Annotated in this window: 26 protein-coding genes; 15 read left to right on the top strand and 11 right to left on the bottom strand. The window is 47.2% G+C overall.

Annotated elements, in window-relative coordinates; genetic code table 11:
• Positions 1–156: 156 nt before the first annotated feature.
• The 9 genes from LFX25_RS11745 (at position 157) to LFX25_RS11705 (ending at position 10,151) form a co-directional block, all read left to right on the top strand.
• Positions 157–1,215 carry a sensor domain-containing diguanylate cyclase gene (locus LFX25_RS11745; protein WP_238730406.1) on the top strand — a complete coding sequence of 353 codons (1,059 nt, stop codon included), beginning with the start codon at positions 157–159 and terminating at the stop codon, positions 1,213–1,215.
• Between the two features lie 40 nt (positions 1,216–1,255).
• The gene (locus LFX25_RS11740) at positions 1,256–1,486 is read left to right on the top strand and encodes a hypothetical protein (protein WP_118956044.1); all 231 of its coding nucleotides are present in this window, start codon (positions 1,256–1,258) and stop codon (positions 1,484–1,486) included.
• The gene (locus LFX25_RS11735; RefSeq protein ID WP_238730405.1) at positions 1,465–2,424 is read left to right on the top strand and encodes a retropepsin-like domain-containing protein; all 960 of its coding nucleotides are present in this window, start codon (positions 1,465–1,467) and stop codon (positions 2,422–2,424) included. Before LFX25_RS11740 ends, LFX25_RS11735 begins: the two co-directional genes overlap by 22 nt.
• The gene (gene mnmA / locus LFX25_RS11730; RefSeq protein WP_238730404.1) at positions 2,425–3,561 is read left to right on the top strand and encodes a tRNA 2-thiouridine(34) synthase MnmA; all 1,137 of its coding nucleotides are present in this window, start codon (positions 2,425–2,427) and stop codon (positions 3,559–3,561) included.
• Between the two features lie 15 nt (positions 3,562–3,576).
• Complete coding sequence (locus LFX25_RS11725; protein ID WP_238730403.1) at positions 3,577–5,859, top strand: alpha-hydroxy-acid oxidizing protein; 2,283 nt, start codon at positions 3,577–3,579, stop codon at positions 5,857–5,859.
• 102 nt (positions 5,860–5,961) lie between these two features.
• On the top strand, positions 5,962–7,038 hold the full coding sequence (locus LFX25_RS11720; RefSeq protein ID WP_238730402.1) for a PilZ domain-containing protein: 1,077 nt from the start codon (positions 5,962–5,964) through the stop codon (positions 7,036–7,038).
• 17 nt (positions 7,039–7,055) lie between these two features.
• Entirely contained in the window at positions 7,056–8,135 is a 1,080-nt protein-coding gene (locus tag LFX25_RS11715; protein WP_238731584.1) for a pseudouridine synthase, read from the top strand.
• A 5-nt stretch (positions 8,136–8,140) separates the two neighbouring features.
• On the top strand, positions 8,141–9,535 hold the full coding sequence (gene nhaC, locus LFX25_RS11710) for a Na+/H+ antiporter NhaC (protein ID WP_238731583.1): 1,395 nt from the start codon (positions 8,141–8,143) through the stop codon (positions 9,533–9,535).
• A gap of 82 nt (positions 9,536–9,617) precedes the next feature.
• Positions 9,618–10,151, top strand: coding sequence for a M23 family metallopeptidase (locus tag LFX25_RS11705; protein ID WP_406600496.1), 534 nt, complete (start codon positions 9,618–9,620; stop codon positions 10,149–10,151).
• A 20-nt stretch (positions 10,152–10,171) separates the two neighbouring features.
• Here LFX25_RS11705 and LFX25_RS20955 read toward each other — a convergent pair whose 3' ends face one another.
• Entirely contained in the window at positions 10,172–10,906 is a 735-nt protein-coding gene (locus LFX25_RS20955) for a hypothetical protein (protein WP_238730401.1), read from the bottom strand.
• A gap of 5 nt (positions 10,907–10,911) precedes the next feature.
• Entirely contained in the window at positions 10,912–11,139 is a 228-nt protein-coding gene (locus LFX25_RS11695) for a hypothetical protein (RefSeq protein WP_238730400.1), read from the bottom strand.
• On the opposite strand from LFX25_RS11695, the gene LFX25_RS11690 reads away from it, so the two are divergent.
• Together LFX25_RS11690 and LFX25_RS11685 are read left to right on the top strand one after the other, a co-directional pair.
• The gene (locus tag LFX25_RS11690; RefSeq protein ID WP_238730399.1) at positions 11,138–12,148 is read left to right on the top strand and encodes an adhesin OmpL37 family surface protein; all 1,011 of its coding nucleotides are present in this window, start codon (positions 11,138–11,140) and stop codon (positions 12,146–12,148) included. The genes LFX25_RS11695 and LFX25_RS11690 overlap by 2 nt on opposite strands.
• Before the next feature lie 58 nt (positions 12,149–12,206).
• A complete protein-coding gene (locus tag LFX25_RS11685) occupies positions 12,207–12,794 on the top strand; it encodes a hypothetical protein (RefSeq protein WP_319937214.1) in 588 nt (195 codons plus the stop codon).
• A gap of 74 nt (positions 12,795–12,868) precedes the next feature.
• Here LFX25_RS11685 and LFX25_RS11680 read toward each other — a convergent pair whose 3' ends face one another.
• The 6 genes from LFX25_RS11680 to LFX25_RS11655 form a co-directional block, all read right to left on the bottom strand.
• Positions 12,869–13,897: an LIC11086 family outer membrane transporter gene (locus LFX25_RS11680; RefSeq protein ID WP_238730397.1), complete on the bottom strand. Its 1,029-nt coding sequence runs from the start codon at positions 13,895–13,897 to the stop codon at positions 12,869–12,871.
• Complete coding sequence (gene lsa30, locus LFX25_RS11675) at positions 13,897–14,793, bottom strand: laminin/fibronectin-binding adhesin Lsa30 (RefSeq protein ID WP_238730396.1); 897 nt, start codon at positions 14,791–14,793, stop codon at positions 13,897–13,899. Before lsa30 ends, LFX25_RS11680 begins: the two co-directional genes overlap by 1 nt.
• Positions 14,765–15,964: an MbnH family di-heme enzyme gene (locus LFX25_RS11670; protein WP_238730395.1), complete on the bottom strand. Its 1,200-nt coding sequence runs from the start codon at positions 15,962–15,964 to the stop codon at positions 14,765–14,767. The genes lsa30 and LFX25_RS11670 overlap by 29 nt, the downstream gene beginning before the upstream one ends.
• A gap of 56 nt (positions 15,965–16,020) precedes the next feature.
• The gene (locus LFX25_RS11665) at positions 16,021–16,968 is read right to left on the bottom strand and encodes an MbnP family copper-binding protein (protein WP_238730394.1); all 948 of its coding nucleotides are present in this window, start codon (positions 16,966–16,968) and stop codon (positions 16,021–16,023) included.
• 171 nt (positions 16,969–17,139) lie between these two features.
• On the bottom strand, positions 17,140–17,577 hold the full coding sequence (locus LFX25_RS11660; RefSeq protein WP_238730393.1) for an LIC_11090 family protein: 438 nt from the start codon (positions 17,575–17,577) through the stop codon (positions 17,140–17,142).
• Positions 17,574–17,876 carry a sulfate transporter gene (locus LFX25_RS11655; protein ID WP_238730392.1) on the bottom strand — a complete coding sequence of 101 codons (303 nt, stop codon included), beginning with the start codon at positions 17,874–17,876 and terminating at the stop codon, positions 17,574–17,576. The genes LFX25_RS11660 and LFX25_RS11655 overlap by 4 nt, the downstream gene beginning before the upstream one ends.
• Before the next feature lie 148 nt (positions 17,877–18,024).
• On the opposite strand from LFX25_RS11655, the gene LFX25_RS11650 reads away from it, so the two are divergent.
• The 3 genes from LFX25_RS11650 (at position 18,025) to LFX25_RS11640 (ending at position 22,465) form a co-directional block, all read left to right on the top strand.
• Positions 18,025–20,097, top strand: a complete 2,073-nt coding sequence (locus LFX25_RS11650; RefSeq protein ID WP_238730391.1) for an O-antigen ligase family protein — start codon at positions 18,025–18,027, stop codon at positions 20,095–20,097.
• The gene (locus tag LFX25_RS11645; RefSeq protein ID WP_238730390.1) at positions 20,094–21,008 is read left to right on the top strand and encodes a glycosyltransferase family 2 protein; all 915 of its coding nucleotides are present in this window, start codon (positions 20,094–20,096) and stop codon (positions 21,006–21,008) included. The genes LFX25_RS11650 and LFX25_RS11645 overlap by 4 nt, the downstream gene beginning before the upstream one ends.
• A 131-nt stretch (positions 21,009–21,139) precedes the next feature.
• A complete protein-coding gene (locus LFX25_RS11640; RefSeq protein WP_238730389.1) occupies positions 21,140–22,465 on the top strand; it encodes an adenylate/guanylate cyclase domain-containing protein in 1,326 nt (441 codons plus the stop codon).
• Between the two features lie 7 nt (positions 22,466–22,472).
• On the opposite strand, the gene LFX25_RS11635 is transcribed toward LFX25_RS11640, so the two are convergent.
• The 3 genes from LFX25_RS11635 to LFX25_RS11625 form a co-directional block, all read right to left on the bottom strand.
• Positions 22,473–22,763 (bottom strand): YciI family protein, encoded by a 291-nt coding sequence (locus LFX25_RS11635; protein ID WP_238730388.1) that lies wholly within the window; start codon positions 22,761–22,763, stop codon positions 22,473–22,475.
• A gap of 284 nt (positions 22,764–23,047) precedes the next feature.
• Positions 23,048–23,614 (bottom strand): metal-dependent hydrolase, encoded by a 567-nt coding sequence (locus tag LFX25_RS11630; protein ID WP_238730387.1) that lies wholly within the window; start codon positions 23,612–23,614, stop codon positions 23,048–23,050.
• Between the two features lie 51 nt (positions 23,615–23,665).
• Entirely contained in the window at positions 23,666–24,268 is a 603-nt protein-coding gene (locus LFX25_RS11625; protein WP_238730386.1) for a glutathione S-transferase family protein, read from the bottom strand.
• A 257-nt stretch (positions 24,269–24,525) separates the two neighbouring features.
• Here LFX25_RS11625 and ilvD point away from each other — a divergent pair, with 257 nt between their 5' ends.
• The gene (ilvD, locus tag LFX25_RS11620; RefSeq protein ID WP_238730385.1) at positions 24,526–26,208 is read left to right on the top strand and encodes a dihydroxy-acid dehydratase; all 1,683 of its coding nucleotides are present in this window, start codon (positions 24,526–24,528) and stop codon (positions 26,206–26,208) included.
• Positions 26,209–26,212 lie beyond the last annotated feature (4 nt).

The raw sequence follows: 26,212 nt of genomic DNA, 5'->3' as shown, positions 1-26,212 counted from the left end.
ACAAGAAATCGGCAAAAAGAATTGATTTTTAAAGAAAAATTGGTCTGATAACCTCTTAAAGAGAATCATTTCGAATGAAAAAGAACGTCGAATTAGACTCGGCACTCAATTGGAAAACACTCCCTTAGCATCTACAGAGACCGGAGAACCAACCGTTTGATCAGTAAAGAAAATGATCCCTTGATGATAGAATATCTGGAAAAGAAAATCTATGATCAAAAGCAATTATTAGAAATCAGCAAGGCCCTGAATTCCACATTAGATTACAAATATCTAATGGATGCGATTTTGAATATCTGTCTCGCTCAGCTCCAAACCCTTCAGGCGGCGATCTACGTCAGTCCCGAAGCGGATTCGGACTTTTTCGAACTCGATCCGAGCTATAAAGGATTCGACCTTTCCGAAAACGAGAAGTCATTTCGCATCAAAACGAACGCCGCGCTGATCCAGTTTCTCGAAACGAGAATGAAGGCGATGACCATCAATCAGATCGAAGAGAGCATGGGACGATCCGTGAACGAAGTCGATTTCCTGCGCGGAATCGGAGCCGATCTAATCATTCCTCTCAACGCGAAAGGAAAGGTGAACGGCCTCCTCGTTCTCGGAGAAAAGATGACCATGAGCGAGGTTCAGGAAGAAGACAGAGACTTCTTGACCACTCTTTCCACTCTCGCGGGAATCGCGGTCGAAAACTCTCGACTTTACGAACTCGCGACCGTGGATATGATGACCGGTCTCAAAGTGCATCACTACTTTCAAACCAAACTCAAAGAAGAGATGGATCGCTGCAGAAAGAAGAAGTCTCATCTCACTCTGTTGTTCACGGACGTCGACAACTTCAAGAAGTTCAACGATACGCACGGACACCAAGCGGGAGACCAGGTTCTGATCGAAGTCGCGAAACAGCTTATCCGCAACGCGGGCAAACACGATACACCCGCGCGATACGGAGGAGAGGAGTTCTGTCTTGTGATGCCGGGAGCCGACCTCGAACGCGGTTACGAGATGGGAGAAAAGATCCGCAAAGCCGTGGAAGCGAGTTCCGTCAAAAACCCGAACGGAGGACCGGACCTAAAAGTCACTCTTTCCGTGGGAGTTTCCGAGTTTTGGCCGAAAGACAAAAACAATCGAGATCTGATCGAAAGAGCGGATAAAGCCCTTTATACGGCCAAACATTCCGGTAAAAATCAGACCATTTGTTACAAAGAGAACTAGAAAAACTTTTCTTTTTTCGGAATCTGCCGATGAGTACGGTATGGAAAAGAATCTCCTGCTGTACCAGATTCCTCTGAGCGGACTCGAGGAAACAGAACTTACAAAACGGATTCAGGATCGCGCCCTCGGGAAAGAAAAATTTGATTTTTCCCCGTATTCGTGTTTTATAGAATACAAACCCGCGGACCCGATCACGGGAATTCAGTATCGGGACTGCGTGATCGACTATACACGATGTTCCAATCAGAAATGTATCAAAAAACTTATCTGAGGATACTTCTCTCCTTCGTAGTTTTCTTTTTTCTTTCCTGTTCTCTGATTCCCTCGCAGGCACGGATCTCTTCCGTTTCCGGGGGAATCGAAATCATTCTTCCGTTTCAGGAACGAAGCGGATTCCGCTTTATTCAACTTTCCCTTTCCCCCGATGAAAAACCGCTCCGGTTTCTTGTGGATACCGGTTCGAGATTCTCCTTTTTGGATGAGAAATATTTTTCCGAACAGGATGCCAAACGAAGAATCGCGGTGACCTATCCCGGAGGGAAGGACGATTCGGTTCGAAAAATCCGGACGATCCGACTTTTTCACAAAAGCCATCCCGTTTTTAAGGAAATGACGGTTCATTCCCACGGTTTTTCCGGAAGTCTGGAACTGGACGGGATCATCGGGATGGACGCTCTGTATGAGAAAATTCTAATATTAGAATATCCGAATCAGATCCGTTTTCTCGAAACCGCGGGTGGAGAGTTCGCCGAGTCCATGGTTCCCGAATTTCCGGGTCTTGCACAGAACACGGAACCGCTCCGTTTTTTTTCCGGTCACCCGGTTTTAGAAATGAATTACAGCCCGGATGAAAAAGCCCTTCTTTTGATGGATACGGGCGCCGATCTGAGTCTTTTGGAACTTCCCAAACCGGTTCCCGGTTTTGTGGAGGAAACTTCCTCGAGTCGGCCGGTCCAGATTCTCAACTTTCAAGGCAAGGTTTTGAACGTAAGAACGCGTTTTATACGGAAACTTTGTATTGATACCACGTCTATTTGTGTGGAGAATCTCGAAATTCTTCCTTCCGGCCTTCCTGTGGATTTTTCGGGAGTTCCCACGGGAGTCCGAATCCAGGGAATTCTGGGAGTAAACTGGCTGAACGAGCATAGAATTCTTTTGGACATGAAACGGAGTCTTATAGGTATAGTAGGGAAAGACGGCGGAAAGTAGATGAGCAAGGGTAAAATCATAGTGGCGATGAGCGGCGGGGTGGACAGCGCGGTGACCGCGGGTCTGCTCATGGAAGAAGGCTACGAAGTCATCGGCGTCAACTTGAGAACCTGGGAATACGAAGCCCCCGCCTGCGATACCACCAAAAAATCCTGTTGTTCTCCCGAAGATATCCGCGACGCGAGAGACGTGGGTCTTTCCCTCAAGATTCCTTTTTACGTCGTGAAGATGGAAAAGGTATTTCAGGAGAAGGTGATCGATCGTTTTATCGACGACTATCAACACGGGAAAACTCCGAACCCTTGCGTGGAATGCAATACCTTCGTAAAGTTCGGCGCGTTGTTTGAAAAAGCGAAAGCTCTCGGAATCGATAAGATCGCGACGGGCCACTATGCGCGCATCGCCAGGAACGGAGATCGTTACGCGATCGCGAACGGGATCGACGTCGGAAAAAATCAGGCTTATTATTTATACGGACTTTCTCAAGAGAATTTAAAAAACGTAATATTCCCTCTCGGTGAAATGACCAAACCGGAAGTGCGAGAGATCGCTAGAAGAATGGGACTTCCCGTCGCCGAAAAAGCGGAGTCGCAAGAAATCTGTTTTATTCCCGAAAACGATTACAGAAAGTTTTTGGAAAAGAAGAATGTCGAGTTCACTCCGGGTTTTTTCAAACTCAGGGACGGCCGAATCATCGGCAAACACAAGGGCCGCGAAAATTTCACGATCGGTCAGAGAAAAGGTCTCGGCATCGCTTGGAGAAATCCTCTCTACGTCATCGCGATCGAAGATGACGGTTCCGTAATATTAGGAGAAGAGAATGAAACCTATACGGGTTCCTTTTCCGTGATCGATGCGAACTACCAAGGAATCGCTCCTATCCGCGAAGGGGAATCTCTGGAATGCCGCGTTCAAGTCCGTTACAGACATATTCCGATCCGTTGCAGAATCACGAAAGTCGCGGACGATCTCGTGGTCCATCCTCTCGAAGACGTGCGCGGGGTGACCCCGGGACAATCGGCGGTGTTTTATCCTTTGGATTCCGACTACCTTCTGTTAGGCGGAATTATCCGTAAGGGAAGCATTCAAATGCAGATCCGGGAAGCCGTCGAACCGGCGGTTTCCGCACAAGGTTAACGAGGATTTTTCTTTTTGTCACTGAGTCATAAAATTACGGGAAAAACGATTCTCATCGTGGGCGGTGGACTTCTCCAGGTGCCCATCATCCAAACTGCGAGAATGATGAAACTCACGACGGTCGTAGCCGATATGAACGGCGACGCACCCGGTATGAAGATCTGCGACATTCCGATGGTGATGAGCACGAAGGACATCGAGGGAATGGTGCGCGAATCCAAAAAACTCGCGACCAAGATCAAGATCGACGGAGTGATCACCGCCGGAACGGACGCGAGTATGACGGTTGCCGCCGTCGCGAACGCGCTGGATCTTCCCGGAATTCGTTACGTTGACGCGGAAGCCGCTTCCAACAAAGTGAAGATGCGCGAACGTCTGAAAAAAGCGGGGATTCCTCTTCCCGGTTTCGCTCCCGTTTGGAGCCTTGCTGACACGCGAGAAGCATTAGAATTTTTGAAATTTCCCCTCGTCATGAAACCTGCGGACAACATGGGCGCGCGCGGAGTCATCAAGGTTGAAAACAGGGAAGAATTACAAGCGGCCTTTAAACACGCGAAAAAATATTCTCCCACGGGGGAAATGATCTTAGAAGAATACATGCCCGGTCCGGAAGTTTCCGTCGACGCGTTGACTTGGAACGGAAATTTCGTGATTACCGGAATCGCCGATCGAATCATCGAACGCGAACCGTTCTTTATCGAGATGGGACACAACATGCCTTCGAGTTTAAGTCCTTCCGTTTTAAAGGAAGTGGAAGACGTGATGTTTCGAAGCATGAAGGCGCTCGGAATCACTCTCGGCGCCGGTAAGGGCGATATCAAGGTCACTCCGGACGGAGTAAAAGTGGGCGAGATCGCGGCAAGGCTTTCCGGCGGTTTTATGTCCGCGTTTACGTTTCCCCTTTCCTCCGGGATCAACCTGAACCGAGCCGCAATTCTCATCGCACTCGGAGAAGAACCGGACAACTTAACTCCTACCGTAAAACGCGTTTCGATCGAACGTTGTCTGTTGGCTCCGAGAGGAAAACTTCTCGCGATCGACGGAATCGAAGAGACTCGCAAGATCGAAGGCGTCAACGATCTCTTCTTTATGAACAAGATCGGCGATATCATCCAGGAACCCACGAATAACATCGAAAAGACGGGCCACGTCATCATAAGCGCGGACACTCTCGAAAAGGCCGAAGCCGTTTTCGAAACAGTAAAAAATACGATCCGTTTTACCTGCGACGAGCTCTATTCCGTTTCCGAAAAAGAAATCCAACAAAACGCGAGAATCCGATTCGGGAAAGATATATGCTGGGTTTGTAAAGTATGCGACGGAACCGATTGCGCTTCCGGCGTTCCCGGTATGGGCGGTTTGGGAAGAATGCTTACCTTCCAAGACAACGTCAAGGCCTTACAGGAATATTCCATTCTTCCTAGATACATCCGCGAACATACGCAAGGCTCGACGGAAACTCACTTTTTAGGGAAAAAAATCAAAACTCCTTTGATGGCCGCGCCGATGACCGGCGCAGTCACCAACATGAACGGCGCCATGGACGAGTTCACGTTTGCGGCAACACTTCTCGAAGGTTGTCAAACTTCCGGCACCTTAGCATGGTTAGGCGACGGCGCCAGCCCGGACAAATATCTTATTATGCTCGAAGCGGTCCGTAAAACGAAGGCGGATGCGATTCTCATCTGCAAACCGAGAGAAGACGAAGGTCTTTTAAAGGAACGGTTTCAAGAATCCGAAAATGCGGGTTTGTTCGCGCTCGGAATGGACGTGGACGCGGTGAACTTCAAAACGATGACTTTAAGGAACATTTCTTCCGTAACCCGCAACGTCTCTAAACTCGGAAAGATCCGTTCTCTTACAAAACTTCCTTTTATCGTGAAGGGAATCATGACTCCGGAAGACGCGCAACTTGCGATCGACGCGGGTGCGGATTGTATCGTAGTTTCCAATCACGGCGGAAGGGTCTTGGACGATATGCCCGGAACCGCGAGGGTTCTATCGGGAATTCGCAAAGCTGTCGGAGATAAAATTCCGATCGCCGTGGACGGAGGAGTTCGAAGCGGGATGGACGTCTTCAAAATGATCGCTCTCGGCGCGGACACTGTTCTTGTGGGAAGGCCGATGGCGATTTTTGCGGTCGGAGGCGGAGTCGCAGGAATTCGATTTTTAATTTCGCAATATACCGAACATCTTTTGCAATCCATGAACGTGACCGGAGCGGAAACCCTTCGAGGCATCGGAATGGATCTTCTGTTCCGGAAAAAAAACGACGAAGAAAATTCGGTTTCACAATAAGAAAATCGTTTTACTAACTCGGCATTTCCGATCCAATATTCAAACCGCAAATCGGGGTTTCGTCCCCGATGGAAACGGGAATAACGGATCTCGACCAAATTCATGGATAAAATCATCAATGACCCGGAAGGAATTCACAAAATTCTTCAGTCTCTTTTTACCAGACTTCCGGTCGTGATCCTCGTTGACAATCGTCCTTTGCCAGTGCGGGTCGTCGGTCTCAAGGATGCGGTTCGCATCGTGGTCACTCTTCCGCCCGGAACTCCGACGGAAGCGCATCGAAAACTTTTTCTCGTTCACAACAATCACAGATTTGCGGCATTGTTCACGGTAGAGATGCACAATCCTGCCAACGGAGTCGAACTTCTTCTTGCTACCGCGATTCAAGTTACCGTCGCTCAAAGGACGGAAGAACGGATTCACGTGGACGCTAGCGCCAACGGTTCGCAGATCAGTCTTACCAACATCATCAATCAGGGGAATCTGAGAAAAACATTAGGATTTGCTGATAAAAAGATCGACGAGATCGTAAAAAAACACGCGAAACAACTCAGGGAAACGTATCCTCATTCCAGCGTTTTCTTTTCGGACCGCATGGATAACCGTCTCAGACTGATGTACAACTTCGATCAGGCGATCTACGTTCTGGATCGAAATTCCAGAGGAGACGGAAGCGCAGGGTTTCAGTTTCTTCCGTTTCCCGAATATCAAAAACTGATCGCTGTAAATAAACTCGATCCGGGAATCATCTCCGAAATTTCGATTATGATTCGGTACAAGGGTTATACCCCTCTCGGCTACGTTCAGATTCTTTCGGACAAGGAACTCGGCACGAACGACTTCAACGCGGCGAACATCGCGGCCAACGCGGTTTCGAAGGAAGTGATCGCTTCCGGTTTCTTTCAAGAATCCAAGGAAAAATGCAACGTGGACAACATCTCCATGCAAGGGGTCGGTTTTTTTCATCCGCAGTCGATTTTCTTTTCGAGAAGTTTTACCGTGGGAGAAACGATCCTGTTCGATCTGAATCTTTCCGCGGAAAACAAGGGGACGTTTCGAGCCGTTATCCGAAACATCAACAATACGGACAAGATGTTTCGCATCGGTTGCGAGTTCTTCAACTTGAACGAACGGGAAGAGAACATGATTCAGACCTACGTCGATTCCAAGGAACACTAAACTTTTTGGGCGCAGTTTTGATCGACAACCCGGATTTATCCCCAGGCTCGGAACGAGATTCCGAAACTCTACAGATCGCGATCTCCAAGGAAGAATCCGGAACGAGACTCGATCACTTTCTTTCCAAAAAATTCACGTATCATTCCAGAACGGCTTGGCAAAAGGAAATTTCCGAAGGAAGAATTTTGGTTTCCGGTAAGAAAGTAAAGCCGGGCGTATTGATCCGAGAAGGGGAGATTGTCGTTTATCAACCCGTGGAAAAAGAAGAACCTCCGGTTCGGACCGATTATACGATTTTGTTCGAAGATGATTGGATCGTAGCCGTGAACAAGCCGGGGGATTTACCCGTTCATCCCGCGGGAGCGTATCGAAAGGGAAACCTTCTGACTTTGTTGAACGAATCCGGCCGTTTCGGAACATTGTTCACGATTCATAGACTCGATCGGGAGACTTCGGGCGCGGTTTTATTCGCGAAGAATTCCATGGTCGCTTCCTCGCTTTCCTCTTTATTCAGTTCCGGGAATATTCAGAAATTCTATATTAGCAAAGTGTACGGGAATTTTCCCCACCGAAAAACCGCATACGGAGTTTTGAAACCGGATTCTACTTCAAAGATCAGAAAAAAACGCGCCTTTGCGGAACTTCCGCGGAATCGGAATATTTTTTCCGAAAAAAAGAATGTCGTTTTAGAAAATTCTTTCTCGGAGCCGAACGAGGAAATCTGTCTGACCTACTTTCAAAAAATTGAATCCGATCGGATCGGACATTCTACCGCGTTCGATAAAACGAAACGGCCGCTTCCAAACGACGGATCCACTAAACCGACCCATTCTTTCGTTTTGTGCAGACCGGTGACGGGGCGTATGCACCAAATCCGGGCGACTCTCTACGGTTTGGGATTTCCTCTTTGGGGTGATAAACTCTACGGAAAGGACGAAGATACGTTTTTGGATTTTATCGAAGGTAAAAATCCGGATCTGATTACGAGACTCGGAATGGAAAGGCAGGCATTGCACGCTTACTCGGTTCGATTCGTACATCCGATTACGAAAAAGAAACTAAAAATCGTAGCTCCTCTTCCGGAGGATTTTTCGTGAAGACGATCACTCCCGGACTTTTTGAATCTTTGATCCCTGTCATCGTTCTTGTGATGGGACTCGGTTACGCGGGAGTCGTGTTCGGAAACGGAACCGTGGACGGACCGGCACAGATGCTTCTGATCTTATCGGGGACGGTCGCGAGTTTACTCGGAATCCGACTCGGAGTCAAATGGGACGTTTTGGAAGAACACATCCTCGAATCTTTGAAGAACGTTTTAAAGCCAGTGTTGATTCTTCTGCTTATCGGTTCTCTCATCGGAGTTTGGATCTGGTCGGGCATCGTTCCTTCGATGATCGTATGGGGTTTGAAAATTCTCAAGCCGTCCTTCTTTCTGGTCATCGCTTGTTTGTTGTCCTCCGTCGTTTCGCTGATTACGGGAAGTTCCTGGTCCACCGCGGGTACGGTCGGAGTCGCGCTTATGGCAATCGGAACCACACTCGATGTTCCGCCCGGCGCTGCCGCGGGCGCCATCGTATCGGGAGCGTATTTCGGAGATAAACTTTCTCCGTTTTCGGAAACGACCAACCTCGCTTCCTCGATCGCGGGAACTCCTTTATTCAGTCATATTCAACATATGTTATATACGACTTTGCCGGCTTTCTGTATCGCCCTCGTTTTTTTTACGTGGATCGGTTTGGGATATAGCGGATCGGAAGGAATCGATCATAAGGTGAACGAAGTCGTTTCTTTGCTCGAGAATTCCTTTCGAATTCATCCTTTGCTTTTGATTCCTCCCGTTCTAACCTTCGTTTTGATTTACTTTAAGATTCCGGCAATCCCGTCGATCCTTGCCGGAATTCTTTCGGGGGTTCTATCGGGAATTTTTCTACAACATTCGGATCTGAGTTTTCAGGAAGTCTACAAACAAGTTTTGAACTCCGCTTCGAAAGGGAACGCTTCCAGGACGGGGAACGTTCTGACCGACGCACTTCTTTCGAGAGGGGGGATGGCTTCGATGCTTCCGACCGTTTGGTTGATTTTTTCGGCGATGTTTTTTGCGGGAGCGATGGAGGGCGCCGGTTTTATCCAAAAGATTACGAAAGGAATATTAAAATTTGCGAATACGGATCGTTCTCTTCTGACGGGAACCATCCTTACGAGCGTTTCCGCAAATCTGCTTTCTTCGGATCAGTATCTTTCCATTTTAGTTCCCGGAAAGATGTTTAAAAAATCGTATGAAGAACACGGGCTGGATTCCAAAAACCTTTCGAGAGCGCTCGAGGATTCGGGAACGATGACGTCGGCCTTGGTTCCTTGGAACACATGCGGTTCTTTTATGGCCGCCGCGCTCGGAGTTCCGGTGGTTGTGTTTCTTCCTTACGCCGTTTTAAATCTTTGTAGTCCGATCATTTCGCTCGTTTGTGCTTGGACCGGATGGACAATTCGTAAATCCTAATATTCAATTTTAAAAATGTTTTGCCCGAGAATAGAAATAAAAAATAACCTGCCTATCTTTAAAATCCGTTAAACCAAATTCGATGAATAACAAAAAAACGAAAGGATGGGCCCTTTTTTCCATTGCGCTCGGGATTTTGCTTTTGGGTTTTTCTTGGGAGGAATCCTTCTTGATGCCCGTGGAAGACGCCGGTGTTTCGAGTTACCATTCCGATTCTTTTTGGTTTTACCCTTGGGGAAAGTCGATCACGCACAAAGGCGTTGATATCTTTGCGAAGCGCGGAAGAACGGTTTTTTCTTCCACAAACGGAATCATTCTCTATCAAGGAAATATCGATATGGGAGGCAATGTGGTTCTTGTGTTGGGACCGCAATGGAAACTTCATTACTACGCGCACTTGGATAAGATCGAAACATTCTCCCTTTCTTATGTAAGTAAAGGAGCTATGATCGGAACCGTCGGAGATTCAGGAAACGCGGCCGGAAAACCAACGCATCTCCATTATGCGATCGTAACTCTCTTCCCATATTTCTGGCTTGCAGACAAAGGAATCGAAGGTTGGAAAAAAATGTTTTATCTAAATCCCATACCTTATTTAAACAAAGCCGGCAAATAGACGCGAGCCTTCCGTTCGAATTATAAAAGTATTTTAAGAATTAAGAATATACCGAGGTTGATTCCTCCCAGAACAAAGAACCAATTCAAGTTGGGAGGAAGAAACGTTTCTTGGATCGCGAATTCGATCGCTCGTTTCAAAACCTTTTGCAGATCTTCCGGATTCGGATTTTCAGAATCGGGTATTCTTTCCGAAATTTCTTTCAAAAGGGATTCGATTCCGAGTTTATCCGTCATTCGTTTGACGAGGAAGCGGATGGGAGAAGGTAGGTCTTCGAGTTTGCCGAGATAGTAGGGAAGGTTTTGAATCTGTTCCGAAATCGAGAATTTCTTTCCGGCCGATTTGTCCGTTTCCGCTTTTTTACGGATCGACGTTTCCAATTTTTCGGAAAGATAGATGCTTACGGGTTCGAGATGATCGGTGATCAACATCTGCAACGCTTTGGAAACCGCGAATTTTTTTCCGAACAGAAAATGAAGAAAGGGAAACGCGATCCCGAAGGTTAACACCATTAAGGTGATCGGCCAGAGCTCGATGACGATGATGATGAGCGCGAGAATCGCTCCGATTCCTCCCGCTCTGGCTGCGGGAATTCCTCCGAGCCCCGATGCCAACGCTCTCATCTCCGGGAACAAGAACGCGAGCAGAATCCAGTTGAGAGTCCAGCCTATCAACGAGAAGAAGACGGTATTAACCAAGATCGTAAACGAGGTCCGTGCCGTGGATTTGAGTAAAGAGACCGTGTCGAGTTTCATAATCTTTATTCCCCGAAGCTGAATTCTTGCGCTTCCATATAGGAAGAATCCAATCTGCGGACAAGCCGTAAATTTCTTTCCAAACGGGAAAAATCGAAATTCTTTCCTTGATCGTTCGTTATAAAATTGCGGAGTCGAAACCGACCCGAAAGCGTCCGTTTTTGCCGGAATCCGGACTCTTTTTTTCCTTGGAAAAAGTAGGGAAGGCCGATATTGATAAGAGAGAAAGCCATGGTTTCCAGAATTCAAATAATACTGATCGCAATCATCCTCGTGTCCGTAGAACTGCTTTGGGCCGTTTCGCCGGATCAAACCAACCTCGGAATTTTAATTGGTGAGAATAAGATCAATCTTAAGTTCATCAACATCTGCGTGAGCAATCTAACTCCGATTCTGGATGAAGGCGCCGCGGCTCAGGATAAAACTCCGCCTAACAGTACGAAAACGGAAGCCGCTTCCGCACCCGCGGCAACTACGGCGGGAAAGGAAGAACTCTATAAAAAACTGGCCGGCATTCCTTCGTACGGAAGTCTAAAAAAGGCGAATCAGTTCGACTTCAACGGAAACATGTGGTATTTCCAGAGCAATTATAGTCTTTCTTTTAAGAACCTTCGAAGCGCTCAAGGGGAAATGAAGGATCTCTATCAGGCGACTCACGAACAATATCTTCAAAACTCAAGAGTGATTTTGGAATTCGCTTCTCCGTTGATCGTTCGCAGCAACGATAAGATCGCGCAGCATCTTTTAAGGCTCGGTTTCCGAGATCTCAAAAGTTCCGAGGATCATTTCACCACGGCTTACAATTCCGCTCCGTATCAGTTCCGTTATAAACTTCTTCTTCATAGCGAAGGGATCAAGATCGCGAGAAGGGCGAGACGATTCGCTCTCCTTGCGATGATCGCTTCCAAAACTCCGGCGGAGGATAAACCGGAATATCAATTCGTCAACCTCGACGATATCAGAACCGCCGCGGAAAAAGAAAACATCACCGATTACGAAAGGATCAGAAACACCCTGATCAACTACATAGACAACGATCTCATTCAAAGGAAGATCGTTCCTCCGGGAGAAGCGAAGGACAAACCGATCGATGTTTTGGAAATCCACGACGACAACTATTCGATCATCACTTCGGGAAGAATTTCACTGATGGATATGAGTAACGACGAAATTCGTACGGACGATATGGTGCAAAAGGAAACTCTTCCTCCGATTCCTGCAAAACCGGCTCCGACCAATTAAGAATATTCGAAACTTGGAAAGTATGAATTCGAAAAGTATGAATAGGACGAAAATCGGCGTGAGCCTAGTTTCCATTCTTTTCGGATTCGCATTGTTGGTCCAGGATGGAAGCGCGGGAACTCTTTCGTTTCGAGAAAAGAAAAAATCGATCGAACGGAAGATCCGAATTCTGGAAGAATCGAAAAAGGCGATCCCGTTTCAAAAACAAATCGAAAACTGGAATCATATTGTCGATTTGAGAGACCGTTTTCGAACTTCGTATCGTTCGGGTTCCGCTCAGGAAAGGGAAGAAGCCTTACTCCTTTTGGAAAGGGCCGTTTGGCAAGTTACCGCCGACTTCGCGCAAGAAGGAAAATCGGCCGCAAAGAATCTGATCGTGTCGTATTCGGAAGGTTATCTTCGCGTAAAAAATCATCCGGAAGATGTTCCGCTCTCGGCAAGTCGCGAAGAAAAGGCCGCGAACTATTTTCGGATGGCAAAGGAAGAATTGGGCCAGGCCGAAAAGTTCGATCGGGACCGGAACGATTTTTACGCGATCGTCCTCTACGGAAGATCCATTCAATATTCCTTAAGTGCGATGGAAATGATCGGTCTCGAAACTCCGGCGGGTTTTGAGGGAATTCTCAAAAAGAAAATAAAACCTTAATCAAACGCGGACTTTATCGTTTGCCATTGTTTGAAAAACCCGTTTCAGGACTTGCCGATTTTTGAATGTAGTTTTTACTCCGTCGCTTTTTTGTTATCCGAATTCGTTTCCGAAGAGGAAGTTTCGTTTGGATCGTTTTGTTCTTTCGGTTCGATCCCTTTTTTTGTCTCGGATCCATTCGCATTTTCCGATTCGGAGATTTCGATCGAAACGGCGGCAGTGAGAGCGTAGTCGTACAAACGATAGTCGTCTCCCCGATACAAGGGATAGCGATACGAAAGGTTGAAGTTGAGTTTTTCCGAAACGTTCGCCGAAAAACCGACGCTGACTTCCCGAAAGATCGCCGGAACTTTTCCTTGGTCCGTTCGTTTTAAATCCACTCCTTCGTACGGAGTTCTATATAAGAAACCCGTAAAGAACGAAAGACCCGGCTTCCAAAGGTAGGTCACGTATCCGGAAAAGAGACTCGTCTTTTTTAAAAGGTAGGTTTCTTCCGGAGCGGCGGACGCAGGACTTCGGAGCCAATACGCGATTCCGTCGTTGTCCTGAAGATTGTTCGGCTGCGATCCGGAAAGAGGAAAGATTCCGCTGATTCTTCCCACAAAACTGAACTTACCCAAAAGATAACCGAGCGTAAGTCCCGGAATTCCGGAATAATAATTTCCACCCGTAAAACGATCCGTATCGGGACCGGAAGGAAAACCTACGTTGGCGCTTAATACGACGAAATAGTTTTTTTGAAAGTCGATCAATGGGAGATATTTGATTCCGATATACGTCTTTCCGATCCTCGCGGCGTCCGAACGATCCTTCTGTTCGTAGTAAGTGTAAGGGGTGCTGAGATTCAAAGCGAACATTCCGTTTTTCAGATTCATCTCTCCGTAAAACGTGGTCGTGTGGATGTTGTTGTTTTCGTTTGTCTGTTTATAAAAATCCTGCGTGATTACGACGTAGTTCGCCGGTTTTTCCCGCTTTCCGGTAAACGGATCCACGAATCGGGTGGAGGATTGTTCGCTTCCTCCCATGCCCGTATGATGCGCTTCGAGAGAAAGAGCATAAGCGAAAAGAATAAAGAGGAAAAATATTAGAATTTTATGTTTCATTAAAATAGACTGCATCCCGTTTGATACAGAATCCGGTCCTGCTGCTGAAAGTTGGCAAGAATCAGATTGTAGAGATTTGCGTTTTGATACGGATTGATATCGACCGGACTTGTCAACGCCGGGTTTGAGATCGATGCCAAGATCGACGTTCCGCTTTGATCCTGAAAGAGTCCGTTCATTTTCCAGGTGACCGGAAAACTTCCCTGTTTTTCGGGGACGACGTCGAATCTGCATCTAGGAAACAGCTCCACCGTAAAGGACGACGTTTGAAGCCGGATCGTCTTTGCGACGGGGGCCGTCATCTGAAACGTAAGAGTCATCGATTGAATCTTGTATTTCACCGAAGCCAAATACCCCGAAGGAATTCCGGAAATCAAAGGAGCCGCGGAAGTATGAACGTCCCCGGTTAAAATCGTCTCCGTGATCGTTTCCAAGTTTGTATCGTTAAACGAAGTCGTTCCGTATTCCTGTCCGTACGGAGAAGTGACCGGAAGATCCAGGGGAACCGTATACGGAGTGTGGGAATGGGTCGAATGTTCTTCCGGAGAAGTTTCGTCTAACGTTCTTGTTTGACCGGGAACTGTGGGGACGGGGTTCGGATTTACCCGAATCCCGATTCCGTCCCAAATGATTTTAGAGCCCGTTTGCAGTTGAAGGCTGTATGTGGTTGCTCCGGAAACCGCGTCAAAGTTTCCGATATTCGAATCTTGCTGATCGTCCGTATAATACAGATTCGCTTTGAACGTGGCAGGCCTTTCTCCATACAAGGTCAGCAGTCTCTGCAGCATCTTCGCTTCTTCCTTTCTGGAATCTCCCACGGAGCCGAAAGTGCATCCGAATAGGAAGAAGACGGATAAAAAAAGAATCCTAAAAAGGATCGCTGTGTCGCAGGTCATTTACGAACTCCGTGTCCGTTAAACTTTTCAAGAAATTCACGAGGTCCGTTTTTTCCGCGGCTGTCAATCCGATCGCAAACACGAACGGGTTCTTGTTCGGATTGAGTCTTCCGTCGCCCGTATTCGGACCGGTCGTAACGTTTCTTCCTCCGGCGTTGTAGTGTTCCACGACGTTTTCCAGAGTATCGATCGACCCGTCGTGCATATACGGCGCGGTTAATTCAATATTTCGAATGGAAGGCGCGCGGAATTTTCCCTTGTCCGCTGCGTTAGCCGTAAACTCGAACAAACCTTGATTGCCGGACGGATAACTTCCGTTGCCTCCGATATTATAAAGACCGTTGTTGTGAAACACGATCTCCTCAGTTACGGTTCCGGTATGAACGCTCGTTGCCGCTAGATTGAAACCTCCGTGACAATGAAAACATTCTCCCTTTTCCGAAAAGAAGATCTGCGCCCCTCTGAGGATCGAAGCCCTTTGTGTGGAGTTCCCGAGTGCGGCTACGTTTCCGTCGTAAAGATATTTGTCGTAAGGAGCTCGCCCCGAAATCAAGGTCCGTTCGAAGCTTGCGATCGCCTTAATGACGTTCGACGTAGTGAAAGGATCTCCTCCCGGAAACGCTTTTGCGAAAAGACCTTGATAACGATTGTCCGCGCGGAGACGATCGAGCATTTCGTTTTCCCGATTGGCGAGACCGAGTTCCACGGGATGTTCGCCGAACATCGGAACGAGCATTTGATCTTCGAGATTCTTCAGATTGGGATTTACCCACGTCTGACGCACGTTATACGCCACGTTGATGATTCCCTGCGAGTTTCTCGGATGAACGTCTCCGGTCGAACCGACGCCGGTCGTCAAACCGTCCGTAAACGCCTTTGCCTGTTTGTGACAAGAGCCGCAGGATTGAGTTTGATTTCCCGAAAGTTTCTTATCGAAGAATAAGAATCTTCCGAGATCGACTTTCTCCTGTGTCATCGGGTTGGAAGCGGGAACGACCGGAACCGGAAATCCCGGCGGAAGATTCCACACATAGGTGTTCTGCGGCAAAAGCAAAAGAAGCAGCGCTTCGTTTTGATTCGATTCCTTTTTTTCAAACGGAGCGAAGGGAAGAATTCCCGAACCGCAACCGATTATAAAAAACGCGTAAAAACAAAGAAGGAATGATTTCATGTTTCTTTCTCCCTGGCTCGAGAATCCCCGAGCCTTTGTAAAACGATCGAGTTTTATCACTTCGTCTTAACGGAAAATACGGTTTGAGTCGGAGTCGCCGGCGCCCCCGTTGCCAAAACTAAGCCGATATTCGGAAAAATGGTAGGACAACCCGTGCTCATCATACCGCTCGTTCCGGACATGCACATCGCAGCACCCGCGCTTGCGGTCAGATCGATTCCTTGTAACAGGGCCTGGACGTTGATCTTGATTTCCTGGGTGGAAGGATTGAATCCTCCATCGGGCGTGAGAGTTACCGGAATTCGATTGGCTCTTACACAGGTGCTCGCGCTTCCCGTTCCGGTGCAATCTCCCGAACCGATATGAACCGAGGTTCCGGCGCTCCCGGTTTCCACGGTTTCGAAGTCGAGCTTCAAGAATTTATAACCGCTCGTCCAACTCCAAAACATACCGGTCGTGTTCATCGGAGCGGCTTGATTGTCCGCGTCCAGGTGATTCTTGTTTTCGGGAACTCCGACTGTGAACTTGATTCCTTTGTAGGTTCCCATCGGAATGGCCGCTGCGACGAGGTTGTTGGTTTCGGGGGTTCCGTCGCACTTGCCGGTTTTGTTTTCAAAGTCGAGAAGGGCGATGTTTCCGGATTGAAACTTCCCGTCCTGATTGAGAGTCAGAGCGAGTTCTTCTCCCGAATCTTTGATCAGGATCACGTCGTGGACGAATAGGCGAAAGTCGTGCAGTTGAAAGGTAGTGCTTTCCGCGATATGCGCGTTCGGAATAAAAGGAGCCGTTTCGAGAACGCTCGCGTGTCCTCTGAGGGTCGCGCCGCATTCCAACTTTTGAGTTCCCGCATATGCAGAAAATTGAATGCCTTGGTTGGCGGTCAGAACGAGCAAGGAAGCGATCGCGGTCAGATCGGAATCGTCCTTTTTTTTATCCCAAGGACAATGGACTAAACTGAAACAAATCGAAACGACAAAAATAAATACGAATATTTTTCGTAACATAAAAATCTCCTAATGTATTCAAAATCGAGCCCTGAACGGAACGTTGCGGAATTGAAACGGATTCGCGGGACGAAAACGGCGACTTTTTCAGCGGACTTCGCTAAGTCTCGCTGCGAAAAAAACGCCGAGCCTGGGCGGTCGCTCCGACGGGCAAAAAAAGGTTTCGAAAAATCAGGAGAATCGAGGGGGTTTTAAAAGGGAGAAGCCGACGAGAATTCCAAAATTAGAATATTCTAAAGTGATAATTTGGAGCAAGCCGGGTTCGTGGTTTAGATCCGACGCGCTTTCGGGGGAAAAAAACGCCGAATAGAACGCGCCGAGCTGAGAAAGTTTATTTTCCGTCTTTTTGCAGGAACAGGAATGGATTTCGCCGGACGCGGCCGAATGACAATCGGGAAGTTTTTGAACAAGGGTCGATTTACCCTCGGAACGTAGCTTTTTCGAAAAACGTTTGTCTTCGCGGTTTGCGTGTTTCTGGGCCTTGCTTCCGTGGTTGCATTCGCAGAGTTTCGCCTTTTCGGAGAGAACGCAACCGAACAATCCGCTGGAAAAAACGACGGCTTGGAAAAGAATCGAAACGGAAACGAAGATGGAAAGGAAGGATTTCATCCCAGATTGATTTTGAGTTTGAAAAGCACGAGCTGCAATCCTTCGCTCAGTTTCACTTCCGAAATCCGGATCTCGTCCTTTTTCAATTCGGAAATAAATTTTAGAATACGGTTTAAAACCATGGAGGGAATGGCGACCACGGGAGTCATATCCAGAATCACTTCCGCCGGACGAATCTCGCGGATCTGGGAAAGAATCACGTCGATCTCATCGGATTCCACGGAACAGATATTCTTGCGGAACACGACTCGAAACGAATTCTTATCGGGATAGATTGTGGATTCTTCCAATTGCTGCATAAATGAGAACGCAAGTACGACTATTTCAGAAACCTCGCTCTGCTGGAAACAAAAAAATCCGAAGAATTCCCGCGGAAACGGCACGGGAAGCGTAGGCCGCCCTTGTTTTTATCGTTTCTTAAAAAGTCCTTCGGAACATAGTATCCGTATGAAAAATCGGATTCTCCATCGAATCTTGGATGCGAACGAAGGCGGGAACATTCGATCCTTGCTTTGGGGTTTCGTTTCGATTTTGATCCTTCTCCCCTTATTGTCTTTTTATCCTTGGAAGTTTAGAATCGGCTTTGCCGCTCTTTTAATTTTATTTTCGATTTTAGATTCGTTCGTTCCAAGGATCGCGACCTTTGTTCTCGCGGCGAGCGGCGTGTTTTTCGGAAATCATCCGGGCGGAAGATTTCTGGAACTTCAGGATTGTCTTTGGATCGTTTGGTCCCTGCGCGGAATCGCGGAAAATCGTCTGCACGGAAATCGAATTCTGCAAAACGAATTCTGGAAACGTCCGCTCGGAATCCTTTTGCTTTTGTTTTTCGGAACGGCTTTTTCGAGTCTTTTGGCAAATCCCGATCTGCTTTCGGATCTTCGATTTTATCGCAAAGGCTGGTTTTGGTTTTTGCATTCCACGGAGTTGGAACCGATTTATCCCTGGAAACTTTTGTTATTGGGAATTTTGTTCGTATTCGGTTTGCTTTCTAGAAACCAACTCGCCGCAGGGTCGTCGGATCGAACAAAACCCGATTCCGTTTTTTTGGATTATGCGGCCGGAATTTCATTCGGAATTTTGATCGCGGTATTTGCGGGATGGACGGAATATTTTTTCCCATTCGCAAAATCAACGTTAGACGGTTATCATCGTTGGTTGGACGGATACAAACTTGTCGCGCTTCCGCATTCTTTGATTCCTTCTTTGGAACGTTATTTGCCCCTATCGGCGATCCAATCCTTGTATTGGAACCGAAGCTGGTTTGCGATCCATTTGATCGCGAGTCTTCCGTTTTTATTTTATTGGTTGTTTTCCGAGGCCACGGATCGTTACCGAAAATTTAGGGTTCCGTTCTTGATTCTCCTCGTCTGCGTTTTAGCGGTGACTTTTTTTTGGATCGGTGCGAGAGGCGGGGTTCTTTCGTTTCTTGCTTTTTTGGGAATGAGCGCGTTTGTATTTGCGTTTTTTCGATTGGGGAAGAAGGAAAAGATCGTTTCCGTTTTTTCTGCGTTTTTATCCTTTTTGTTCGTGATCGCCGGAATCGTATTCCCTTTTGTCGTAATCGCGACGAATGCGGGAACGGGCGATGTGGAACGTCTTTCCCATTTTTTAGCGGGCACGAAACTCTTTTTCGAAAAACCGTTGTTTGGCGGAGGTTTCGAAAGTTTCGGATGGTACAACGAATGTTGTTTGAACCAAGAAGGAAGACAAAGTCCGTATCATACGGCTCACAATCAGTTTTTACAGATTTTTTCCGGAATCGGCGTGTTCGGAGCGGCCGTTTATGCGGCGCTTTGGGGATTTCTTTTTTATGAATTCTTTGCGGGGAAACGAAAAGGCCGATCGTTTGCGGAAACCTCCCTTGTGTTCGGATCCGTATTCGCGGTATTCGTATATTCTTTTTTTCAAGAATGGTTTTACTTGAGAGCGGTATATTTTCAGTGGATCGCTTTGTTCGCCGTGTTTTCTTCTTCAAAGGAAGAAGGACGAGAATCTTTGGTGGAAAGGAACGTCGCTCGGGTAAAATTGTGGCTTTCACAAACCGCATATAATATTCGAGGTTTTGAATGTAAAAAATCTCACGTTTCCGCGCTGGGAGGTTTGATTCTTCTTTTGGGTTCCTGGGTTTTGTTTCCGACAACTCTGTATCGTTCCGGAATTTATTTTCCTCCGGGAAACCCGGACCCGTACGAGGCGCTGATCTTGGAAGGGAAGGGGCAAATCGTCCTTGTTTCCAAACCGGCCATATATGACGTATATCCGGCCAGGGGTTTTGGATTCGTAGATCTTTCTTTTTCCACGGAAGGGGCGGAGTTCGTTCCTTATAAGCAATACAAACAGGATATACCTCGGGATGAACGGAGTCTCCGTACGATCGAAGGTAAGAATATTCTAAAAACGGAATGTACTTTGCGCGATGTTCCGAGTCCGTTTTCGACTCTGTTTTTTTGGATTGAGGAGCCGATCGATCCCGAACCGAGAAAATTGTGCGCCCGGTTTCGCATTCAAAAATATTTATGAACGAACGCAGGGCGCCGATTTCGGTCGTCATTCCGACGTTCAACCGGGAGGCAAAGGTTTTCAAAGCGATCTCCACGGTTCTTGCACAAACGCTCCTCCCAAAAGAAATCATCGTCGTGGACGACGGTTCCACCGATTCCACGGTTTCGAAACTCGAAAAAGAATTTGGAGAGGAACAAAGCCGCATCGTCATTCTCCCTTTAGAACACAAAGGAGTGAGTCACGCAAGAAACAAGGGCGTGGAAATCGCACGCAACGATTGGATCGCGTTTTTGGACTCGGATGACGAATGGCTTCCCGAAAAATTGGAACGTCAGTGGGGTTTTATCCAAAACCATCCGCAGACAACGATTCTGCAGTCGCAAGAGATTTGGGTTCGTCATGGAAAGCGAGTCAACCCTCCCGCGTATCTTGTAAAAAAAGACGGATGGATCTTTGAACAGAGTTTGGATTTTTGCAGCGTTACTCCTTCCTCCGTTCTACTGAAAAAAGATCTCTATCAAAGTTCGGGGGGAATGGACGAGGATCTTCCGGCTTGCGAAGACTACGATCTTTGGGTGAGGATTACTTCTCGTCATCCGGTTGCCTTGTTGGACGAACCCTTGCTCGTTCGGTACGGAGGTCACGAAGATCAATTGTCGTTTCGGTTTCCGGTCATGGATCGATTTCGAATTTACTCTATTCTAAAATTATTAAGTTCTCATTTACTCGACGATTCTCAATCCACGCTTTGCAAAAAAATCCTCTTTATAAAATGGAATGTTTTAAGGCAGGGAAAAGTCAAAAGAGACTCTTGGAGCGAAGAGTTCGATTTTCTGTTCGCATCCGTGTTGAAAGAAGGAATGAATTCTTCCTTTGGAAAGCGTATCAAAGAGTTTCTTTTGAATCATGAGAATTGGAGCAGATCCTGATCGTTTGAAATCTTTTTTTCCTAAAACGGGATTTGTAGTTTTCTTTTTGGAAGCAGTCCGAAAGTTATTTCCAATCCTGATCTTTGCGGTTATAATCGGAAGGTCGAAAAATTATCGGAGCTGATCGAATCATGGCCAACCCAATCCAAGAATTGACCAAGAAATTTAAGAAACAAACGATGGATCCGCTTTCTTATGAAATTCTAAAAAGCGAAATCGTTCGAACGAAAATTCTCTGCGGTTTTTTTACGTTTTCTTCCGCTTTAATGGTGATCGTTTTTAGTCTCTTTCACGAATGGATCGACAAGGAAACGGGCGGTAATTTTCCTTACGTGGCGGTTGTCGGAGTCAACGTGGGAACCGCGCTCTACGAGTTGCTTGCAAATCGAATCTTCAATCGTTATCTTAAGAAGAGGAAAGTGGTATTCCCGATCGCGAGATTCGGAAACGCGTTTATCGAAGTGTCTTCCGTGTCTTTGCTTATTTGGTTGAATATCGAAGCGTTTCAGTCTCCTCTGATTCCGTTGTATTCTCCTGCGGTTTTGACCTTTTTTGCGTTTATCATCCTGTCGGTTTTGCGTCTCGAATTTTGGCTAAGCGCGTTTACGGGTTTTGTCGCGGGGGCGCAATTGTTGGGTTTAGCGATTTATTATATTCCGAAAAACCAAATCCTGATGCCGATCAATTTCTTCAATTCGGTCGCGCCGTTTCTTTCCAAAGGGCTCTTGTTTACGTTCGGCGGCGTGGCCGCGGGTCTTGTGGGACTTCAATTGAGACGATCTTTAATTTCCGCGATGGATGCGGTTCAAGAGAAAAACAAGGTGGTCGGAATGTTCGGCCAGTATGTTTCTCCGGACGTTGTGGATCGTCTTCTCGAACAGAAAAACGAAAGTTTCTCCGAGTTCAAACACGTCTGCGTGATGTTTTTGGACATCCGCAACTTTACGAGATTCTCCGAAAAACGATCTCCGGGAGAAGTCATCGATTATCTCAATTATATTTTTTCCCACCTCATCGACATCGTGAACATGCACAACGGGATGATTAACAAATTTTTAGGCGACGGTTTTATGGCCGTGTTCGGCGCTCCGATTTCCGACGGAGGAAACGACGTTAAGAACGCGGTGAACGCCTCCTTGGAACTTTTGAAAAAGATCGAGTTTTTGAATCAGGAAGGAAAAATTCCGGAAACCCAAATCGGAATCGGTCTTCATTCCGGAGAGGCGATGACGGGTAACGTGGGCTCCGAAGCGAGAAAGGAATACACGATCATCGGAGACGTGGTCAATCTCGCTTCGAGAGTGGAGCAGTTGAACAAGGAATTCGGAACAAAACTTTTAGTGACGCACGCCGTTTACGAAGATATCAAAGCCGGTATTCCGGGAAGACATCTTTCTTCCATCCAAGTCAAAGGAAGGGAACAACCCGTAGACGTCTACGAGTTGGGCAAGGTCTAAAAAAGGGTTAAAGCCAGAACTCGAATTCTTTCTGATGTTTGACGGGATTCCATTCTATGATTTGGAATTCCGCGACTCCGTTCGTGTAGAACGGATCTTGATGACAGAACGCTTCCAATTCTTTGCGGGAATTGGATCTCGCGATTAGAATTCCTCCGGTTCTCGGTTCTTGAGGGCCGGATGCGAGTAGAATTTTCTGTTCGTATCCTTTGGATAAATGTTCCCGATGCGGGATTACGTATTGGTCGACCGTTTCGATCGGCGTGAGATAACGAAGAACCACGATAAATTGTTTCATGTTGTTGCCAGGATTTTCGAGCCTCTTGAAATTTGCAAACTTGTCGTAGATACGATCAAACACTCTGAAATTTTTTCGTAACCCCCAATTTCAGGCGGGACGGCGAGCTACAATCGAAGCGGGCTGTTAAGTTTTGAGGCGCCGGGAAGATGCGGCAGATTTTTCTCAATCACAAACATTTCCGGTTCGCAAATCAAAACTGAAAATCTTGTCGGAACCTTTTCGGCTTTCGATCAGATTCTGCCGTGGTTTTTGTGGGAACTCCTGCAATCGCATTCTATTTACTACTTGTCTCTTTTGTTTCCGCCGATCCGAGTCGCGATCCAGCGCACCAACGTCCTCAGAAAAAGGAAAGAAGTCGAAATCGACATCAGCGGAATCCACACGATAACCCATTCCGATTTCAGAACGGTAAGACCGCGTTCGGTCAAAAAGTTTTTGATTCCGATGGGAGAAACACGGATCGGTCTTTGATCGAAAAAGAAACGTTCGGAAGAATAGGGGATTAAAAATCCGACTCCGAGGCCTCCGCTCGTCATTGCGTCCAAGATCCCGTGGGAAACGATCGAGACGCATAAAAACAAAAGAACAACCTCGATTCTCGCGCGAAACCAGCGCACCAAAACGCAGGCCAAAACGGAAAGGGAACATCCGAACAAAATCGAATGACTGAAGCCCCGATGACCCCAATCGTTTTCATACGGAATTCCGAATTTAAACGCGATCACATCCGCGTCGGGAAGAATCGAAAATAAGATCCCAACCAAAAGCAATCGCCCCGGAATGAATTTATTTCCAAATGCGATCCAAAAAGAGATCGGAACCGCGGTATGAGTCATAATCGTAGGCATATTCAATTTCCTGAATGTTTTGATGCGGGTGAATCTAACTGATCGAAAACTTCATCTTTGGATCGAGATCATTTTCGGAAAACTGCGGACGTTTTCCAGCCATCTTCGAACGTTCGGAAACGTTTCGAACGAAAACCCTCCGTCCTCGGCGACGTGCGAATAGGCGTATAACGCGATATCCGCGATCGTCAACCGTTCGCCCACGAAAAAATTCATTTCTTGGAGATGATCTTCCATAACCGCAAATGCCTTGTTGCCCTTGAAGTGATTGTTTTCTAACACGGAAGAATTCTCCCGTCCATCGACCGCGTACTTCATCAGCCAGCGATTGACCGCGACATAGGGCTCGTGACTGTATTGTTCGAAAAAAAGCCATTCTAAGATTCGGGTTTGTTCGAGCAGATCCTTGGAAAAGAATTCCGTGTCCCGCGCCAAGTAATAAAGGATCGCGTTGGATTCGGGAATGTTCGTTCCGTCCGCAAGCTGAAGCACGGGAATTTTTCCGTTCGGATTGATCTTCAAAAATTCGGGAGTTTTCGTTTCTCCCTTTCTCGTGTCGATTTCGATCCATTCGAAAGGACGATCCAAAAGGGTAAGAATGGATTTTATCTTGTGACAATTTCCGGAAACCGTCATTCCAAAGACTTTATACACGATCGCTCGACCTCTCAAAGACTAAGATATAAGAATCGATTTTTTGACCGAGATCGGGACTGTATTTCTTTTTTTGAAACGGATTTTCCTCTTTCCGTAAATTCTTAGAAGTTGTTCGGACTTTTCCATTTGACTAGGAGAAGAGTCCGCAAAATTGTACTTACAGCGTGTCTCAAAATTCCGGTTTTACTAAATCGAAAAGACAAGCTGCAAGAATCCGTTCCGATCGTATTTCGGAAGGTAAGTAGGAATCTAAGATGAGCGATAACCTGAAAAAAAGAAGTTCCATGACGACCGATGGAGACAACCGCGCTCCGAACCGTGCGATGCTTCGCGCCGTAGGTTTTACGGAAGAAGACTTTCACAAACCGATGATCGGAATCGCTTCCACTTGGAGCGAAATCACCCCCTGCAATATTCATATCAATAAGCTCGCGGAAAAAGTCAAAGAGGGAGTCCGTGCCGCCGGTGGAATGCCGCAGATCTACGGAACCATCACCGTTTCCGACGGGATCATGATGGGACACGAAGGAATGCACTTCTCCCTTCCTTCCCGAGAAGTCATCGCCGATTCGATCGAGATCGTTTCCAACGCGATGAGACACGACGGTGTGATCGCGATCGGCGGTTGCGATAAAAACATGCCGGGTTGTTTGATGGCCCTTTGCAGAATCGACGTTCCTTCCATTTTCGTTTACGGAGGAACCATTCTTCCCGGAAACTGCGACGGTCACGACGTGGACATCGTTTCCGTTTTCGAAGCGGTCGGACAGATGAATGCGGGAAAAATTTCCAGAGAAGAATTCGTTCGCATCGAACAAAGCGCGATCCCGGGTGCGGGAAGTTGCGGAGGAATGTATACCGCGAATACGATGTCTTCCGCGATCGAAGCCCTGGGAATGAGTCTTCCCGGTTCGGCATCCATGCCCGCGGTCAGTTCCAGAAAGGCGAACGACTGCTACGAAGCCGGAAAGGCTTTGATGGAACTCATCAAAAAGAATATTACTCCGAAACAAATTCTTACCAAAAAAGCGTTCGAGAACGCGATCACCGTAGTACTCGTGTTAGGCGGTTCCACGAACGCGGTGCTTCACCTCATCGCGATCGCGAAAGAAATCGGAGTCGATCTGACGATGGAGGATTTCGATCGCATCAGCAAAAAAACTCCCCACCTCGCGGATCTGAAACCGGGCGGAAAATACGCGATGACCGACCTAGATAAAGTCGGAGGAGTTCACGGCGTAATGAAGTATCTTTTGAAAGAAGGAATGCTTCACGGTGATTGTATGACCGTGACCGGAAAAACGATCGCGGAAAATTTGAAAGACATGCCGGATCTCGTTGAGAACCAGACGATCGTTCGTAAACGATCCGAAGCGCTTCATCCTTCCGGTCCTCTCGTAATCTTAAAAGGAAATCTCGCTCCCGACGGAGCCGTTGCCAAGATTTCCGGTTTGAAAAAAATTTCCATCACCGGTCCCGCCAAAGTGTTCGAATCGGAGGACGATTGTTTCAATGCGATCATGTCCGATAAGATCAAAGCGGGAGACGTGATCATCATCCGGTACGAAGGTCCGAAGGGCGGTCCCGGAATGAGAGAGATGCTCGCGGTGACTTCCGCTCTCGTAGGAAAAGGACTCGGAGAGGATGTCGGTTTAATGACGGACGGCCGATTCAGCGGAGGAACGCACGGTCTTGTGGTCGGTCATATTTCTCCGGAAGCGTTCGAAGGCGGTCCGATCGCGATCGTTCAAGACGGAGATATGGTTACGATCGATTCTCCCAAGAATCTTCTGCAAGTGGAGATTTCTCAGGAAGAGATCGACAGACGTCTGAAATCTTGGAAGCCGATTCCGCCTCGTTATAAGTCGGGCGTTCTTGCCAAATACGTGAAGCTGGTTCAATCGGCGACGAACGGTGCGATTACGAATCTGCTTTGAAAAC

The sequence above is a fragment of the Leptospira sanjuanensis genome, assembly GCF_022267325.1.
Taxonomy (GTDB): domain Bacteria; phylum Spirochaetota; class Leptospiria; order Leptospirales; family Leptospiraceae; genus Leptospira; species Leptospira sanjuanensis.
This window is presented reverse-complemented; position numbering and strand designations above follow the sequence as displayed.